The sequence below is a fragment of the Herpetosiphon geysericola genome (assembly GCF_001306135.1).
GTDB lineage: Bacteria > Chloroflexota > Chloroflexia > Chloroflexales > Herpetosiphonaceae > Herpetosiphon > Herpetosiphon geysericola.
Genome location: NZ_LGKP01000004.1, coordinates 112,248 through 129,874 on the forward strand (window position 1 = coordinate 112,248; position 17,627 = coordinate 129,874).

Annotated in this window: 12 protein-coding genes and 2 CRISPR repeat arrays (1 of these 14 only partly in view); of the genes, 9 read left to right on the forward strand and 3 right to left on the reverse strand. The window is 45.8% G+C overall.

What is annotated here, in order from left to right:
* Positions 1-28 precede the first annotated feature (28 nt).
* On the reverse strand, positions 29-1,006 hold the full coding sequence (locus SE18_RS01430; protein ID WP_054532634.1) for an electron transfer flavoprotein subunit alpha/FixB family protein: 978 nt from the start codon (positions 1,004-1,006) through the stop codon (positions 29-31).
* Positions 1,007-1,125: 119 nt separating this feature from the next.
* Positions 1,126-1,899, reverse strand: coding sequence for an electron transfer flavoprotein subunit beta/FixA family protein (locus tag SE18_RS01435; RefSeq protein WP_054532635.1), 774 nt, complete (start codon positions 1,897-1,899; stop codon positions 1,126-1,128).
* Positions 1,900-2,603: 704 nt separating this feature from the next.
* Here SE18_RS01435 and SE18_RS01440 point away from each other — a divergent pair.
* From SE18_RS01440 to SE18_RS01450, 3 genes are read left to right on the forward strand one after another with little or no spacing between them, the layout of a single operon-like run.
* Positions 2,604-3,857, forward strand: a complete 1,254-nt coding sequence (locus SE18_RS01440; protein ID WP_160319454.1) for a hybrid sensor histidine kinase/response regulator — start codon at positions 2,604-2,606, stop codon at positions 3,855-3,857.
* 31 nt (positions 3,858-3,888) lie between these two features.
* On the forward strand, positions 3,889-4,299 hold the full coding sequence (locus SE18_RS01445; protein ID WP_054532637.1) for a response regulator: 411 nt from the start codon (positions 3,889-3,891) through the stop codon (positions 4,297-4,299).
* A 5-nt stretch (positions 4,300-4,304) separates the two neighbouring features.
* Complete coding sequence (locus SE18_RS01450) at positions 4,305-5,159, forward strand: response regulator (RefSeq protein WP_054532638.1); 855 nt, start codon at positions 4,305-4,307, stop codon at positions 5,157-5,159.
* 228 nt (positions 5,160-5,387) lie between these two features.
* Here SE18_RS01450 and SE18_RS01455 read toward each other — a convergent pair whose 3' ends face one another.
* Complete coding sequence (locus tag SE18_RS01455) at positions 5,388-7,178, reverse strand: ABC transporter ATP-binding protein (RefSeq protein WP_083469650.1); 1,791 nt, start codon at positions 7,176-7,178, stop codon at positions 5,388-5,390.
* A 208-nt stretch (positions 7,179-7,386) separates the two neighbouring features.
* Here SE18_RS01455 and SE18_RS01460 point away from each other — a divergent pair, with 208 nt between their 5' ends.
* The 6 genes from SE18_RS01460 to SE18_RS26640 all read left to right on the forward strand — a co-directional run bounded on the left by SE18_RS01460 (position 7,387) and on the right by SE18_RS26640 (position 12,952).
* Complete coding sequence (locus tag SE18_RS01460) at positions 7,387-7,830, forward strand: hypothetical protein (protein ID WP_054532639.1); 444 nt, start codon at positions 7,387-7,389, stop codon at positions 7,828-7,830.
* 858 nt (positions 7,831-8,688) lie between these two features.
* Positions 8,689-9,747 carry a hypothetical protein gene (locus tag SE18_RS01465; RefSeq protein WP_054532640.1) on the forward strand — a complete coding sequence of 353 codons (1,059 nt, stop codon included), beginning with the start codon at positions 8,689-8,691 and terminating at the stop codon, positions 9,745-9,747.
* Positions 9,737-11,956 carry a peptidase domain-containing ABC transporter gene (locus SE18_RS01470; RefSeq protein ID WP_054532641.1) on the forward strand — a complete coding sequence of 740 codons (2,220 nt, stop codon included), beginning with the start codon at positions 9,737-9,739 and terminating at the stop codon, positions 11,954-11,956. The genes SE18_RS01465 and SE18_RS01470 overlap by 11 nt, the downstream gene beginning before the upstream one ends.
* A gap of 375 nt (positions 11,957-12,331) precedes the next feature.
* Positions 12,332-12,520, forward strand: a complete 189-nt coding sequence (locus tag SE18_RS01475) for a herpeto-tandem family RiPP (RefSeq protein WP_054532642.1) — start codon at positions 12,332-12,334, stop codon at positions 12,518-12,520.
* A gap of 50 nt (positions 12,521-12,570) precedes the next feature.
* The gene (locus SE18_RS26635) at positions 12,571-12,729 is read left to right on the forward strand and encodes a herpeto-tandem family RiPP (protein ID WP_083469652.1); all 159 of its coding nucleotides are present in this window, start codon (positions 12,571-12,573) and stop codon (positions 12,727-12,729) included.
* Positions 12,730-12,778: 49 nt separating this feature from the next.
* Entirely contained in the window at positions 12,779-12,952 is a 174-nt protein-coding gene (locus SE18_RS26640) for a herpeto-tandem family RiPP (protein WP_083469653.1), read from the forward strand.
* 228 nt (positions 12,953-13,180) lie between these two features.
* A CRISPR array of direct repeats spans positions 13,181-13,944; the repeat unit is 37 nt.
* A 105-nt stretch (positions 13,945-14,049) separates the two neighbouring features.
* A CRISPR array of direct repeats spans positions 14,050-17,627; the repeat unit is 37 nt; unit sequence GTTTCAGTATCCTCTCTGCGGATCGATTAATTGAAAG; it runs 1,316 nt beyond the window's last position.

Sequence of the window (17,627 nt, forward strand, 5' to 3'; positions counted from 1 at the left end):
TCCGTGTGTTGCTATAACCAGAAACTAATTAGCGGCCAGTTTTGGCTTTTACTTCAGCAGTCAAAGCTGGCAAGATTTCGTTAATATCGCCAACAATCCCGTAGGTTGCAACCTTGAAAATTGGGGCTTCGGGATCTTTGTTGATTGCCACAATGGTGTTTGATGAGCGCATACCAGCGAGGTGCTGAATTGCGCCTGAAATCCCACAGGCAACATACAATTTTGGCGCAACGGTTTTGCCGGTTTGACCAACTTGGCGCTCGTAGGCGATCCAGCCAGCATCGACAACTGCGCGCGAAGCGCCGTGCGTGCCACCCATCACCCGAGCTAATTCAGGGATGAGTTTTTCGTAGTTTTCAGGCGAGCCAAGGCCACGGCCACCAGAAACAATCACGGTTGCATCGGCTAAGTTCACAGCGCCCGTGCGTTGCTCAACATTGCGCACTTTGGTCCGAATCGTGACCGCAGGCATTGCCACATTCACCACTTCGCCAGCGCCAGCGCCAGCAATTGGCTTACCAACTTGGCGACGCACCGAAGCGATTGCTGGGCGAGCAGCGCCGAAGCTCAAGCTATTGATAACGTTTGCGCCGTGTGAAGGACGAACAGCGGTCAATTGGCCTGCTTCTACGCTCACATTGGTTACATCGGGAGCCAAGCCTACGCCCAACTCAGCAGCCAATGCGCCAGTGAAATCGCGCATTTGCAACGATGAACCAGTCAAAAACAGTTCTGGTTGGTGGGCTTCGATTGCAGCTTTGGCCGCAGCAACATAGCCATCGGTGGTATATTGCGCCAAATTAGCATCATCAACCACATAGGCTTTGCTTGCGCCAGCAGCAAATGCTTGCTCGACCAAGCTAGCCGTATTGCTGCCAAGCACTAAGCCTGCAACGCTTTGCCCAAGCGCATCGGCAATTTCTTTGCCCTTGCCCAACAATTCTTTGGAAATTGCGCTCACTTCGCCATTTTTATGTTCAATTAAGACCCAAACGCCACTAGCCATGAAAACACCTCATTGTGAAAGTCAAAAGTCAAAAGTCAAAAGTCAAGATCATCAATCATTGAAGACAAATAGTGCATTGCTGCAAGTATTTTGCCTTCTGATTTTTGCCTTTTGACTTACTAAAGGATTTGATTTTCAACCAATTTTTGAACCAAGCTGCTCACTTGAGTTTGCACGTTACCACTAATCATCTCGCCTGATGGGCGGGCTGGTGGTGGCACGCGATCAGCAACTTGCACATTGCCAGCAACATCGCTGCCGCCAAGGCCAAGGTCGCCTAAACTCCAAGTTGGGATTGGTTGCTTGCTAACTTTGCGAATCTTCAACAATGATGGGTAGCGCGGCTCGTTCAAATCTTTAACCGCCGTCACGACGACTGGCAACGAGGCTTCCACGGTTTCGAGGGTGTCTTCCAAAGCACGATCGACCACAATGCTGGTGTCACTCAATTCGTGCACTTTGAAAACATAGGTCAGTTGTGGCCAACCAAGGAAGCGGGCCAAGGCTGGGCCAAATTGGCCGGTTTCGTCGTCGGTGCTTTGCTTGCCACAGAAGACGATATTAACATTATCAAGTTTCTTGATCGCAGCAGCGACAACTTTAGCAGCGCTTTGCGAATCAACATGCTCCAAAGCTGGGTCGTTGATCAAGACTGCTTCGTTCGCACCCATTGCCAAGGCTTTTTTCAGTGAATCAGTGGCATCGTCGCTGCCAAGGCTGATGACCGTTACTTGGCCATCGTTCTTTTCAGCCCACTGCAAGGCTTCTTCAATCGCATATTCATCAAACAAATTGATAATTGGATTGATTCCGTCGCTGTTAATCTGCTTATCGGCAGTGATTTTGACACTATTTTGTTCAGGAACTTGCTTAACACAAACTACTGCGTGCATTCAAGAAACCTCCGTTGGTTTGCTGAGTGGCTCTTTTGCCACAAGCATGCGCTGTGGCTTTGGCCATAGTATACCATAGACTGACGGAACATGACGCACTGCGTTGAACTAGCAGTAGCTTTTGATTTTGTACAATTGGCGTGCATTTGGCTGGCGTATACTCATACTAGGCCATAATCTACTCAAGTATTGCATGAGCCATAAAGCGTTCTTGGGTTGGCTTTGGCGCACAAATGAGGAGTTTTTGGATGGATTTAAATAGCTTTGAATCGGTGCGTAAGTTGCGCAAAACAGCATTTAACTATTGCTGCGGGATTGCCTTAGGATTAACCTTATATGCAATCCAGTTTGGATTCTTTACTCAGAACGCTATTGATTACAATGTTATTAGCATGGCAATTCTCTATATATTTATGCTATTCCTTTTCAAGGAAAAATATACAATTAAGGGTGTTATTTTAGGTTTTACAGGATTTGTATATTTTATTTATATAGCTGATACTGCTGATCGTTTAAATATGCTAATATCTGACCATACGTTATTACTTTTATTATCTATTATCATGGTTGGGTTAATTAGTGGATCTTTTACGATGATTACAAGTGGTTTTTTATATATAATTTCGATCTTTATCTTTTTTTATATTTACCAAACTGAAATTCTTTCAACAACATATTACAATTTACTATTTTTAAGTATAGTTATGTTCTTAATCTGGCTGCTTGTACGGGCGCTTGAAAACGCGCTGCGTCAATCGTTGCATCTTCAGGCCAATTTGCAAGATTTGGTCGACGAGCGCACTGCTCAATTAGCGGTCAGCGTCCACGAGGCCAAATCGGCGCAACACGTTGCGGAGCAAGCCAATCTGCGCAAATCGCAGTTTCTGGCCACAATGAGCCACGAATTGCGCACCCCGCTGAATGCAATTATCAACATGACCGAGTTTATCGATTGGTTTGGACCGCTCAACAGCCAACAAAAAAGCTATCAAGATCAGGTTCGCGGCGCTGGTGAACATTTGTTACACCTGATCAACGATATTCTCGATCTTTCCAAAATCGAGGCTGGACGGGTTGAATTGCATTTTGGCCCAGTCGATTGTGCAGCGATTGCCCAAGAAGTGCTGGAAACCGTGCGACCCTTGGCTGAAGCTAAAGGCTTGCAGGTCGATTATCGTCAAGCGGCTCAGCTTGATTGGGCTTGGGCTGATAGTAAAGCGATCAAGCAAATTGTGCTCAATCTTTTGTCGAATGCAATTAAATTTACCGAAACTGGCCGCATTAGCGTAGCTCTTGAGAGTACAGCAGACACAGTTATGGTGTTGATTCACGATACAGGCATTGGCATCGCGCTCGAACAGCAGCAATTTATCTGGGAATCGTTTCGCCAAATTCAAAGCAGCGACGATCGCGAGTACGAAGGCACTGGCTTGGGCATGAGCATCACCAAGCAGCTGGTCGATTTACACGGTGGCGACATTACGGTCGAAAGCGAGATCAATCGCGGCACCCAATTTCGGGTTTGCTTGCCAACCAAAGCAGCCTGGCAGCAACGCCACAGTAAATATGCCCAAGTTGAGAGCAAGCAAACGCTGGTGATCGTTGATGACAACCCAAATACGGTTGAAGAATTTGGCACCCAGCTAGCGGCCAGCGATTGGCGCATCATTGGCTGCTTAGATAGCCGCGAAGCTTTAGCAATTTACCGCCACGAGCAACCAAGCTTGGTTGTGCTTGATGCAACTTTAGCCTTTGTTAGCGCCCATAGCCTAATTGACGAAATGTTGGCGATTAATCCTGATCAGGCAATTGTGATCGTCGCACCAACCAATGAGTATAGCCTTGGCTTGGAAAGCTGGCCGCATATCAGTCGGCCATGGCCGCACACGTTAGAGCCAGTGTTGCAACAAACTGTGACAACTGCTCAGCAGCAGCGGCAAATCGCAACAATCCCATAACGCGGTGCAACCGATCACCTTAGGAGGAATAATGCATCCATCGACGACCCAGATTTCTGCAGGAGTGATTGAAGATAACCCGCAAAACCTAGAAATTGCGCGGGTCTGTTTGATTCATCAACTGCACGCTCAGTATCAAGGCGGTTGGAACTCAGGCACTAGTTTCTTTGCTTGGCATAGCGCGCATTCCAATATTGACTTAGACATTTTATTATTGGATATTCACATGCCCAAGGAGAGCGGGATTAAACTCTATCAAACAGTGCGTAAAGCCTTGCCCCATACCAAAATCATTGCCTGGACAGCAGATGTAGTGCCGCAACGGGTTGTAGTCTATCAACAAATTGGCTTTGATGGTATGATCGGCAAACCGATTAATACCAAATATTTTCCGTTACAGATCCAGCGCATTTTGGCTGGCGAAGCTGTCTGGGAGATTTAATTGTTATGTTGGCCAATGCTGAGCCGATTTTGCTGTTTGCCGAAGATGCCCAGACCGATGCCACGATTGTGCAGGTGATTGCGCAACGTTGTGGCTGGCAGGTTGTTTGGCTCAAAAGTCTGTTTGCTATGTGGCAATATTGTGTCAGTATGTTAGATCGTGAGCAACCAGCGCTTAATTGTGTGATTATGCTCGATATGAAAATGCCCGACCCTGCTTATCGCCATTTGGAAGGCTCGGTTTTGGCTACTTGGCTGAGCCATGCCATGCACGAACAACGCTTGCAAACAGTGCCAATTTTTGGTATGACCACCGATAAAACCGTGCATCGCGAATGGGAAGCACGGATTGCAGGCTGCTACCAACTTTTTGAAAAGCCCTTGCGGCCTGAACATTTTCAGCAGTTGCAGCAGTATTTGGGCAAGCCCAGCCCACCAGCAATCGATGGCGTTGATCAAATCGCGGTTGAAATTATTCGCAAGCAACATTTAGATATTATGCACACCGTGATTGCAGCCTATCAAAACCAGGCAATTCCGGCGAATACTGCGGCGTGGTCGCTCGATGAATTACGGGTTTTATTGAGTTTTCTGACCAATTCAATTTACTGCCCACGCCATTTGCAACAGCAACGTGAGCAAATTCTTGAGCGCGCTGGGGGCTTGATTCAGCTCCAACGCTCGATGCGCAATTTTTTGAGCAATCCACAGCTCTCAACGTTTGAGCTGAAAATTCTTAATCGGATTTTGCAAGGCGTTTCGCAGGAGCGCATCGCCGCCCAAGAGGCGCTTGGGCGACGCAAGCTTGAAAGTACAATTGAACAGATTTTAGTGGCGTTTGGGCTATTCATCAGCAATTAATCACCCGAAATGTACAATTTACATCCATTTGGGCGCTTTATACTCTTAATTGAGCGATGAATAGGGGTTCTTTCAGCAGAGATTAGAAAGAACTAACTCCACGGGCGTGGAAACATATGGCGTAGCAATCCTAAGGTTTAGGCGAGCTACGCCGTTGGTTTTTAACGCTGTTCAAGCCATTGATTTGCAAACATTGAAGCTCGCTCAATTGACCGATCTGCGAATCAATTAGGCTTGCAAGGCTTGCAACTGGGCGTAGGCTCCGTGTTGCTCAACCAAACTTTGATGATTGCCGACCTCGATAATTTGGCCATGCTCAATCACGACAATGCGGTCAGCATTGCGCACGGTCGAAAGTCGGTGGGCAACCACAAAGGTTGTGCGACCTTGCATCAAGCGTTCTAAAGCCTCTTGAATCAAGCCTTCCGAGATGCTATCGAGGGCCGAAGTGGCTTCATCCAAAATCAGCACCCGTGGGTTGCGAATGAGCGCGCGGGCAATGGCCAAGCGCTGGCGTTGCCCGCCAGAAAGCCGCGTGCCGCGCTCGCCGATAATCGTATCGAGGCCATCAGGCATATCGAGCACAAATTCCAAGGCGTTGGCATCGCGCAAAGCTTGCTCAATTGTCGCTTCGCTAACATTATTCAAGCCATAGCAAATATTATCGCGCACCGAGCCATCAAACAGCAGAGTTTCTTGCGAAACCACCGAAATATGGCGGCGATAGCTGCGCAAATCAATCCGTTGCAAATCATGGCCATCAAGCAAAATTGTGCCAGCAGTTGGCTGCAAAAAGCCAATCACCAAGTTAAGCAAGGTCGATTTGCCCGAACCAGATGGGCCAACGAAGGCGATGGTCTCACCTGGCTGCACCTCAAGCGTCAAATCATATAACGATGAGCGCTGGGTGTCGGGATAGCTAAAATGCACATGCTGAAACTGAAAGCGGCCTGCGACTTGATCAAGCCGTTGTTTGCCCTCATTATCCTCAATATCTTCGTTATCGAGAATTTCGCCGACCGAATGCACCGATTCTAAGCCTTTGGTAATTTGCGGCGCAAGATTGGCCAACTCCATCACGGCCCCAGTTAAAATTGAGAAATAACTGGTCATCAGCACCACATCGCCAATCGCCAAGGGCAAAAATTGGGTATAGCAAGCCCACGCTGCTACAATCAAACACAAACCATTAAAGAGGTTAAAACTGACCCACGAAGCTGCACCAAACAGCGAATTAACTGCATCAAGCCGCAAGCCAGCATTTTGAAACTGCACCAAGCGGCGGTCGAGCTTGAGCATTTCTTCTTCTTCAGCGGCATGGGCACGGGTGATGGGAATCAGCTGGATCATTTCGCTTAGGCGCGCGGCCAAGCGTTCAACTTGATGCCGAAAGGCGCTATTGCTTGATTGAATTGGATTGCGTGTCGTGCGCAACACAATTGCCGCCAAGGGCACAGTTGCCACAAAAAACACCAAGAACCATGGCGAGCGAAAGGCCACCACAATAATCGCTGCCAGCAAGTTTAATAGGGCAGCCGGAAAACTCTGGAATACATTGCGGGTTAATTGCTCGATAATTTCCACATCGCGCAGCACTTTGGCTTGCAAAACCCCGCTGCTGCGTTGATTGTAAAAACCAATCGACATTAATTGTAGTTGTTGGGCCAACATTGAACGCAATTTGCTTTCCATACGTCGAATTGCCAAACTCAGCAAGCGAATATACATATATTGGGTTGGAATATTTTGCAGCAACACGATTAACAATAAGAAGCCATCGAACCATAAACGCCCCAAGCCAATTTGGCCTTGGCTCGAAATAATATTAATAATGTCGGCGGTAATTAAAGGCATAATCCAAACCGGACTATGCTTGACAATATAGATCAGGCTGGCTAGCGCCAATTTACCCCAATCTTCGCGATATAAATTGAATAAAAGCCCCAATGGATGTTGGCTGGTTGCTTTGGCTACGACTGGTGAACGGCGGGCGGCAATTGATTGATTGGTCATCGGCATAGCGATACCCTACGCTGGTAAAAAGATGATCGGCGCGACGCTGCGTAGCCCTAGTCTACCGCAGATGTAAAAATTCGCATAGCCCAATTGATCTGAGATTACAGCCTAATTTATGGCCCCAATTCCACCATTTGATTGATGCATTAGCCTATGCAGACCACTATACTGAGAGCAAACAAATTCGCCTAGGATTGAGCAGGAGAAACCTATGCTGCGCAAGCTTAAGCAATGGTGGTTTTTGCGGCGGATTGAACAGAGTGCCAAGGCTACCATCAATAATCATCGGGGCTTCAGTGCCAAAGGCTGGGACGTAACGCCAACGCTAGCCTTCGAACCTCGCCAGCACATCGCTGATGCAGTACAAACATGGCTGCATGCAGAACTACCCTACACCGCCACGCCGTATGGCATTGCTGACTATAAAGTCACCCTTGGCTATGCCCACATGGACGGAGCCAAGCGCACCTACCTTGGTCAAGAACCCTTACCAAGATTTGAGCGCAAAGAAGCAATTGAAGCTATCGAAGCGATTCATGCCCATATTATGGCCGCCGATTGGACAACAATGCCAACGCTTACCACCCTCGAAGTCTATTTACTCAGCTATGGCGACGTGCTAAAACCCTTCTTTGATGCTGAAGCCAAGCGCTAAACAGTCTGGTTAAACGCCCAATACAAACCTGAATAAAAGAAGCGCAGCTGGTCTTAGCAGCGAATATGCAGCCGGCGCGGAGATTCGTTAACGTTGAACATTTAATCGCCTAGTGCCATGCCCAATAACTTAATGTGCATGGCAGATTTGTTTAAGTAGCCAATTTTTAATGCTTTATTTACCAATCTTTCTTAAAGTAATCAACAAAAGATTAAAAAGCGCTTGTAGTAGCCAGCTATACGGTTTTTTTAGGCCAAAAGTTGACAGTATTTCAAGTTATTGTTATGATGGCTCGCATACCGCAATTCTACCCATACCATATTCCCCTACGCGGTTATCCCAACTCGATCGTAACAGATAAACCATTGGCAAACGTATGGGCACTCCCATCGGTTGTTTTTGCTTTCCCAAAGGCATTATGTGGTTGTTATAATCGAAAAATTCACCCTGTTCGTGATTTAGGAATCTTCTTGCTCCCCTTCCGCATGTTCCTAAACCGACCAGTAAAATCTCGGCAAATCTTGCTCAATCACACAACCCTTAATCAATAACTTGGCTGGATGTTCGGATAGGTAGCTGATTAAATGCTCTGAATTGGCATTGATTCAGATGTATTTAATCAGGTTATTACCACACGTTTCAAGGTTTTATTTAAGCCTTGATCAACGCTTTTTAGCGCTATTCGTCGCAATACCCAACCTGCATGCTCATTGAGCACGCAGCATCGTTAAGCTTGGCTAAAATTAAGTATATCGCTTAATTGATCCAACTGCTGTGCCAAGCGTAGCTTTGCTATACCCAAAAATATTGATTGCCCTATAAAATTCATGTGACGCTACACATAGCAAGGAGTTCGCAGTGATCTTAATCATTACCAAGCTTTTAACCGATACAACGGTGGTTAGTGTCCGTGAGCTTTTGGAGGCGCAGGGTCAAGAAGTTGTGGTATTAAGCCAAGAAATTATGGAGCAAAACGCCTCATTTCGGATTAATCGGGCAGCAGATGGTACAGCTCAAGCAATTTTACGCTTAGCTGAACGTGAAATTAATTTTGCAACTGATGTGAGTGCTGCATGGATTTGGCGTAGCTGGCGACCAGAACCATTACTTGAACGCTATCAGCAATTAGCCAAACAACACGACGAATGGAATTTCTTTTCTGGCGAATGGGGTGCGTTATATAAAGGTATTGTCTTAGCACTCAAATGTCATAATATTTTCTGCATCAATCCGCCACCATTTCACGATGCCTTTGAAGAAAAATGTGCGCAGTTATGGGTTGCCGCTGATGTAGGGTTTAATATCCCCGATACACTTTTTACCGCCCACCTGCCCTATGCCCAAGATTTCTATGAGCAACACTCTGATTCAATTATTTATAAGCCGTTTCGCCCATTTTTCAAGATGATTCCTGCAAAAGATGAAGAACCAAGCAAAATTGCTAAGTTATTAACTAATCGAGTCTCGAAGCAACACTTTAGTAATGCACGTAATGCAGTTCCTACGCCTGGTATTTTCCAACCTTATGTCGATAAAGCCTTTGAACTGCGGATTGTAGTGGTTGGCCGTGAGATTTTTGCCTGCTCGATTCACTCGCAAAGCAGTGACCGCGCACGCGAAGATTGGCGACGTTACGATATTCCCAACACGCCGCATCAAGTATATACCTTGCCTGATGATTTAGCCGCCAAAGTGCGCAACTATATGGATCGTTTGCAGCTGGTATTTGGCAGCATCGACATGATTGTCACACCTGAAGGCGAGCATATTTTCCTCGAAATCAATCCCAATGGCCAATTCGATTGGATTGCTCGCCTGACTGGGATGCCAATTTATGAACATTTTGCAGCAATGTTGCAAGCTGCCAGCATCGATTATCCGATTCCTTTGGCTCAGGAGGCTGTTAATGCTCAATAAGACGTTAATTTATCGCCGCTTACCATGGATTCGCGCCTCAGAAGGGCGAGATTGCGGCCCCTCGGTCTTTGCATCGGTAGCGCATTTCTACAAACACCGCATTACCTTGGAGCAAGCACGCAATTTGGTTGGCGCGGATCGCAATGGCACAAGTTTGGCCGGTTTACGCGATGGCGGGCGGGCAATCGGGCTTGAATCGCGGCCAGCCCAAGCCATTTATAGCGCCCTGCAACATGTGCAACTGCCAGCGATCGCCCACCTCAAAGGGGGCGAAGGCCATTATGTGGTGATTTACAAATGGTCGCCAACATCAGTGGTTGTGCTCGATCCCAGTAGAGGCTTGCGCACGCTCAGCAAAACCGAATTTGAAGCCATGTGGAGTGGCTATTTGGTTGAATTCAAGCCAACCGCAGCCCTCAAACCGCGCGAACTTGAAGTTAAGCCGCTCAAAACCTTGCTCCAACTTGCGCGCCAACATAAGCTTATTTTGGGCATTGTGCTGTTTTTTGCGCTGCTCGCAACCTCTTTAGGCTGGATAACCTCGTTTTTTATGCAAATCTTGATCGACTCGATTATTCCAAATCGTGATCAGGCGTTGCTTTTTGCTTTAGGCGTAGGCTTGATTTTAGTTAGTGTCTTTCAATCGGCGCTGCAATTTGGCCGTTTATGGCTCAGTGCGCGGGTTGGTCAACAAGTGCATCAACGTTATTCAGCACAGTATATTGATCGCCTGTTACGCTTACCGATGAAAGTCTTTGATGTGCGCTGTATTCCTGGGCTTGTTTTACGCGTAACGCAGGCTGATGGAATTCAATTGGCACTCTCCGAAGGCTTAATTACAATTTTAGCTGATACGGTGATGTTTGTAACTGCATTAGGCATTATTGCCTTCTATAATCCAGTTGCTGCATCAATTGCTGCTGTGGCTCTGCCATTAGTCTGGTTTGTGCTCTTCTCGCTGAATGATCGCGTTTATAACGTTCAATTATCTTCGATCATTCATATGGAAGAATTCACTTCGCATATGGTTGATGTATTTGATTGTGTACGCACAATTAAAGTTTTTGGAGCAGAAGAACAATACAAAGCCTTGCTTAACGAGAAATTAGCCAATTTCACCAAATCACGCATGGATAGTCGGATCAATATTGCTTTGCCTAGCGCATGGAGCGTCTTGGCAACCTCGTTAATTACAGCTTCGATTTTATGGTATGGCAGTAGCCAAGTATTTGCAGGCAGCATGACACCAGGCGAACTGGTGGTGTTATTTGGAATGGTAGCCTTCTATTTACAACCAATTCAACGCTTGCCAGCGACAATTCTCAATCTGCGCACAGCATTATTGGGCATTGAGCGTATGGATGAAATTATGACCTTGCCTGATGAAGAATCACGGGCCAATGATGTCGTTGCTTTACCAGAAGTCAAAGGTGAGATTAAATTCAACGATGTACATTTTGCCTATCTGCGCAACAAAATGGTGCTGAAGAAACTTAATTTTGAAATTAAACCTGGCGAAACAGTAGCAATTGTGGGTGAAACTGGCTCCGGTAAAACATCATTGGCAAATTTGATTGCAGGATTTTATTTGCCAACTCACGGCGATGTATTAATTGATGGAATTAGTACGCGCCAGATTAAACCTGATGAATTACGTAACGCAATTAGTGCTGTTTTCCAAAATACGCGCTTGATGCAGCAATCGATTCGCGACAACATCACATTAATGCGCGATTCTGACATAGAATTAATTCGGAATGCAGCAAAAATTGCTCAAGCAGATGAATTTATTACAGGCCAGATGTATGGCTATGAATCGCAAGTAGCGCGCGGCGGCGATAATTTCTCCTCAGGCCAAGGCCAGCGAATCACGCTTGCGCGGGCATTGCTCAAAAACGCACCAATTTTGATTCTCGACGAGGCCACGAGCAACTTAGATAGCGCGACTGAACAAGGCTTTTTACAAGCGCTCGAAGAAAATCGCGCTGGCCGCACAACGGTGGTTATTGCCCATAGGCTGAGCACAATTTTACGGGCCGACCGTATTTTGGTGATGGATGCAGGCGAAATTATCGAATCGGGCAGCCATGAGCAATTGTTAGCCCAAGCTGGCCACTACTACAATTTGATCAAGGGTCAGCTTACCAAGCCGCTCAGCGAGCCAGTGGAGCATATAGCCGCACCCAATTTGAATCAACTGACAGCCTAAAATCCAATTCCCTGCTGAAACAGCAGGGAATTGTCCCTCGGATTTACAAACGATCGTCAAGAAAGGTTGGGGCAACATCGAGCGTTCTATCAATCCGCTAAGCTGATAGAATAATCACGCGCAAGTATTTTTACCCTGAAATATCACCTATATGTACCAATAAATAGCAAAAATCATCTAAAATTGCTATTTTTGGATAAACCTATTTAATACTCAATATAATTTCATACTTATTAAATTCATTATAAAATTCAAAATCTATTTCTATTACTATTGACATTAACCAAATTATTTCTATAATCATAATCATTGCTGGAACGAACAAAAATATACCAAACATCGCCATTAATTTCGGTTATTAGAAGAGGAACGATCATGCAAAAACAAACAATGCTGGAAACAAAAAGCGAAGAAGTCATCATTTTCGGCTTGACCTATCTCGAAGAAGAAGCTGCTGAAATTCAAGATGTTGTCGGATGTTTGATGCCAATTGGCAGCGATGGCTACACCGTCACAGGTTGCGACGATAGTGATGGCGGCAACCCAGGCGAACTGATTCCTTAATCGACTTCGATATAGTCGTGCGGCGCGTTTGTGTAAAAGAGGAGCATTCAATGGAATTCGAAACGAACACCAGCGAAGAACTGCCAGTTATTTTCGGCCTGACCTACCTTGAAGAAGAAGCTGCTGAAATCAACGATATTGTTGGCTGCTTGATGCCAATTGATGGCTATAGCTCAACTGGTTGTGATGATACTGATGCGATTCCATAGGCCAATGCAGCTTTAACTAACGACATTTGTGTGTAAAGGAGTGCAATTCATGGAATTTGAAACCACCCAAACCGATGAAACACCCATGATCTTCGGCCTGACCTACCTTGAAGAAGAAGCTGCTGAAATCAACGATATTGTTGGCTGTTTGGCCCCAATTAATGGCTATTCGGGCACTGGCTGCGACGATAGCGACGTTCCTCCAGGCACCCAAATTCCCTAAACCTACAGAAAATTGATCGCTTCCAGCAAGCAAACGAGCCGTGGATTTGCCATGGCTCATTTGGTTTAATCAGCACTTATAGCGAGATTGGAGCGGTAAATCCTACCTAGCCCCAAGCTCAGCACAAGAAACGAGCGAATAAGTGGCAAAAAGCTCTCGTGCCACCTGCGGATGCTGTTTAAATCCTCTCTGCGGATCGATTATTGCGCTTGCTTCGCTTGGTCAATCGTTTCAGTATCCTCTCTGCGGATCGATTAATTGAAATATCATTGGCAATTCAACGAAAGTGAGGTGCTGTATGTTTCAGTATCCTCTCTGCGGATCGATTAATTGAAATCTCGCTTTATTGATTCTTGGCAAACAACACAGAATAGTTTCAGTATCCTCTCTGCGGATCGATTAATTGAAATATTCGCGCCACTGAATCGCTGTCATAAGCGCGTCTGGTTTCAGTATCCTCTCTGCGGATCGATTAATTGAAATTTTTCTCCTAGTTAGCCCCGTCCCTGCCTGCGACGGTTTCAGTATCCTCTCTGCGGATCGAATAATTGAAATCCCCAACCCGCCGCCCCGCAGCCGACGACCATCCAGCGTTTCAGTATCCTCTCTGCGGATCGATTAATTGAAATGATGGCATCGTGCGCAAGGTCAGCGAGGCGGCCACGTTTCAGTATCCTCTCTGCGGATCGAATAATTGAAATCATACTCGTTCTGATTCCGTTGATGCTTTGCTGAAGTTTCAGTATCCTCTCTGCGGATCGATTAATTGAAATACATACAGTAGCTCGCCAGTGCGATTTGCCAAATGTTTCAGTATTCTCTCTGCGGATCGAATAATTGAAATGTATCATGTTCCCCTTGACTCATATGAATTGTTCCAAGTTTCAGTATCCTCTCTGCGGATCGAATAATTGAAATTTGATCAGCAAATCCTTCGTTGTTGGTATAAATGATGTTTCAGTATCCTCTCTGCGGATCGAATAATTGAAATCGCCGCCGATGTTTATAGATTTCAATTTGTCCACAGTTTCAGTACCTCTCTGCGGATCGAATAATTGAAATATCGCGCCGAAGATCAACGCCGCCTAGCCGAACTAGTTTCAGTATCCTCTCTGCGGATCGAATAATTGAATTTACCTGAAGATGAACCAACCGGATTTGTTTACATTTCGTTTCAGTATCCTCTCTGCGGATCGAATAATTGAAATTTGCCACGGTTGGGGGCAAGGTTGGGGCGATGCGCGTTTCAGTATCCTCTCTGCGGATCGAATAATTGAAATTACCTTCAGCCTGATTTGCACTATGAAACACAATTGTTTCAGTATCCTCTCTGCGGATCGAATAATTGAAATTTGCCCGCGCACGTCATCAAGCGGCTGATCGTCGTTTCAGTATCCTCTCTGCGGATCGAATAATTGAAATTGAATGGCTATGCTGATTCGCTGTTTCGCCCAACGTGTTTCAGTATCCTCTCTGCGGATCGATTAATTGAAATGACCGATCCGCCCTATGGCACAACTAATCTTGCATGTTTCAGTATCCTCTCTGCGGATCGATTAATTGAAATCCTTTGAACCAATTCGACCGTTCCCATGGTTCTGCGGTTTCAGTATCCTCTCTGCGGATCGATTAATTGAAATAACGAAGGCATTCAAGCCACGCTGCAATGCCGTGGTTGTTTCAGTATCCTCTCTGCGGATCGAATAATTGAAATGGCATTCGTTCGCCAGCCTACAAATTCGACCTTGAAGTGTTTCAGTATCCTCTCTGCGGATCGAATAATTGAAATACCCAGCACGCCACCACGCATTGATTTAGATCAAGCGCGTTTCAGTATCCTCTCTGCGGATCGATTAATTGAAATTCCTTAGTGGATGAGCGCCGCTTCTTTGTTTAAAACGTTTCAGTATCCTCTCTGCGGATCGAATAATTGAAATATCGCAACCCATCCGATCCGCTCGGAAGAAAAAAGTTTCAGTATCCTCTCTGCGGATCGATTAATTGAAATCCTGGTATCCCGAGGTCAACCCGCTCGATGCGGTAGGTTTCAGTATCCTCTCTGCGGATCGATTAATTGAAAGCGGCGGATTGCGCTCGAACTGTGGTACACCGATCAGGTTTCAGTATCCTCTCTGCGGATCGATTAATTGAAAGTCAGTTGGCCCAACGGTCACACTCACCATGAGCGTGTTTCAGTATCCTCTCTGCGGATCGATTAATTGAAAGCTACACCATGATAGGCCTCTCATTGCACTCCTAAGTTTCAGTATCCTCTCTGCGGATCGATTAATTGAAAGCCGATGAATCAGAAATCAAGGGAAAAAATCGAAATAGAGTTTCAGTATCCTCTCTGCGGATCGATTAATTGAAAGAATGGCCGTCTATGCCGCGCTGGCAGTGCGATCAAGTTTCAGTATCCTCTCTGCGGATCGATTAATTGAAAGGCCACACTCGCGATCGCGGCAGATTCAGGAGTTATTGTTTCAGTATCCTCTCTGCGGATCGATTAATTGAAAGTTCAATCCACACCAGCGACCAGGCGATTATGGTGTTTCAGTATCCTCTCTGCGGATCGATTAATTGAAAGACAATGCGCAGGAATCGCTTATTTTTGGCGGTGACAGTTTCAGTATCCTCTCTGCGGATCGATTAATTGAAAGGATCGCGTTGCAGATCGGCGATGGCATCAGCCATGGTTTCAGTATCCTCTCTGCGGATCGATTAATTGAAAGCCATCCTCAAAACTTGCAGCAACGCCCCGCTTGCGAAGTTTCAGTATCCTCTCTGCGGATCGATTAATTGAAAGGGAATCGATTCAATCAAGAGATCGGCGAGTTCGTCGGTTTCAGTATCCTCTCTGCGGATCGATTAATTGAAAGAGAATTTGCCCCAACCCATCCCTTGGCCCAACAATGTTTCAGTATCCTCTCTGCGGATCGATTAATTGAAAGCCAATCACTTTCCAGTACCAACCCCGCCCATCCAACGTTTCAGTATCCTCTCTGCGGATCGATTAATTGAAAGATCATCATGCTGTCTATCGCACGTTGCGCCTAGAGTTTCAGTATCCTCTCTGCGGATCGATTAATTGAAAGCGCTATAGTCATAAGAGAAACGAAAAGCTAATTCGTTGTTTCAGTATCCTCTCTGCGGATCGATTAATTGAAAGCTACGGCCAACCAGCCCAAAAAGGCTAGTTGACAGGTTTCAGTATCCTCTCTGCGGATCGAATAATTGAAATTAGTAGGTTCTGACCGCTGCCTTGGCCCATCCGGCGTTTCAGTATCCTCTCTGCGGATCGAATAATTGAAATAACTGAGTCCACCGCAGCGAGTGGAATATTACAATCGTTTCAGTATCCTCTATGCGGATCGAATAATTGAAATTTAGTAGCTTCTTTGAAGCGGGTGGCACACCACCGGGTTTCAGTATCCTCTATGCGGATCGAATAATTGAAATTTGCACTAAGGCGTGCAACCGATGGCCTTGGGCGTTTCAGTATCCTCTCTGCGGATCGAATAATTGAAATTTACTGACCCGCCGTATGGTGTAACGAAAATGGCCTGTTTCAGTATCCTCTATGCGGATCGATTAATTGAAAGTTGAATATCAGCGAAGGCATTGGATACTTCGCAAATGTTTCAGTATCCTCTCTGCGGATCGATTAATTGAAAGTTTTAAGTAACGGCGCTTCATCATGCGAATATTGATGTTTCAGTATCCTCTCTGCGGATCGATTAATTGAAAGAACCAAGCTTTCCGAGAAGCTTCAGCGTGAAGTACGTTTCAGTATCCTCTCTGCGGATCGATTAATTGAAAGGTTGATGAATGCGCCGATGTCGGTAGCGCTGCCGTAGTTTCAGTATCCTCTCTGCGGATCGATTAATTGAAAGAGTATCTTGCATGAGGTCATCACAAAAATCAAATTCGTTTCAGTATCCTCTCTGCGGATCGATTAATTGAAAGTTGGTCAATCTTCAGTCGTGTGTTGTTTACCAAGTTGTTTCAGTATCCTCTCTGCGGATCGATTAATTGAAAGCATTGATGCGATGCAAACCATTCACCGTGGCGTAACAGGTTTCAGTATCCTCTCTGCGGATCGATTAATTGAAAGGTTCGATTCATCGTATTGTTATCTTGAAAAGCATGTTTCAGTATCCTCTCTGCGGATCGATTAATTGAAAGAGTTTGTTTTCATCCATCACAAAGCCCATGTCATAGTTTCAGTATCCTCTCTGCGGATCGATTAATTGAAAGCTTTACCTTATCATCGCCATGGCCAAAGCCGAGCAGTTTCAGTATCCTCTCTGCGGATCGATTAATTGAAATTTGAAGAAATCGACTGGCCGTTTACCGAGGAACGTTTCAGTATCCTCTATGCGGATCGATTAATTGAAATATAACAGCCCCCACGGTCGGCCAAACCTTTGGGTGCGTTTCAGTATCCTCTCTGCGGATCGATTAATTGAAATTGCTGCGTCATGGCGCGTGCGCATCACCCACCGGAATGTTTCAGTATCCTCTATGCGGATCGATTAATTGAAATCACCCGCATCGAGCGTGGCACCACGAAATACTGGTGTTTCAGTATCCTCTATGCGGATCGATTAATTGAAATAACACGATGGGCTTGGCATGATCAAGTAGCTGAGTTTCAGTATCCTCTATGCGGATC

Excerpts from the sequence above, each read along its gene's own strand:
- SE18_RS01430 (WP_054532634.1), bottom strand. The coding sequence starts at position 1,006 with ATGGCTAGTGGCGTTTGGGTCTTAATTGAACATAAAAATGGCGAAGTG.
- SE18_RS01435 (WP_054532635.1), bottom strand. The coding sequence starts at position 1,899 with ATGCACGCAGTAGTTTGTGTTAAGCAAGTTCCTGAACAAAATAGTGTC.
- SE18_RS01440 (WP_160319454.1), top strand. The coding sequence starts at position 2,604 with ATGTTCTTAATCTGGCTGCTTGTACGGGCGCTTGAAAACGCGCTGCGT.
- SE18_RS01445 (WP_054532637.1), top strand. The coding sequence starts at position 3,889 with ATGCATCCATCGACGACCCAGATTTCTGCAGGAGTGATTGAAGATAAC.
- SE18_RS01450 (WP_054532638.1), top strand. The coding sequence starts at position 4,305 with ATGTTGGCCAATGCTGAGCCGATTTTGCTGTTTGCCGAAGATGCCCAG.
- SE18_RS01455 (WP_083469650.1), bottom strand. The coding sequence starts at position 7,178 with ATGCCGATGACCAATCAATCAATTGCCGCCCGCCGTTCACCAGTCGTA.
- SE18_RS01460 (WP_054532639.1), top strand. The coding sequence starts at position 7,387 with ATGCTGCGCAAGCTTAAGCAATGGTGGTTTTTGCGGCGGATTGAACAG.
- SE18_RS01470 (WP_054532641.1), top strand. The coding sequence starts at position 9,737 with ATGCTCAATAAGACGTTAATTTATCGCCGCTTACCATGGATTCGCGCC.
- SE18_RS01475 (WP_054532642.1), top strand. The coding sequence starts at position 12,332 with ATGCAAAAACAAACAATGCTGGAAACAAAAAGCGAAGAAGTCATCATT.
- SE18_RS26635 (WP_083469652.1), top strand. The coding sequence starts at position 12,571 with ATGGAATTCGAAACGAACACCAGCGAAGAACTGCCAGTTATTTTCGGC.
- SE18_RS26640 (WP_083469653.1), top strand. The coding sequence starts at position 12,779 with ATGGAATTTGAAACCACCCAAACCGATGAAACACCCATGATCTTCGGC.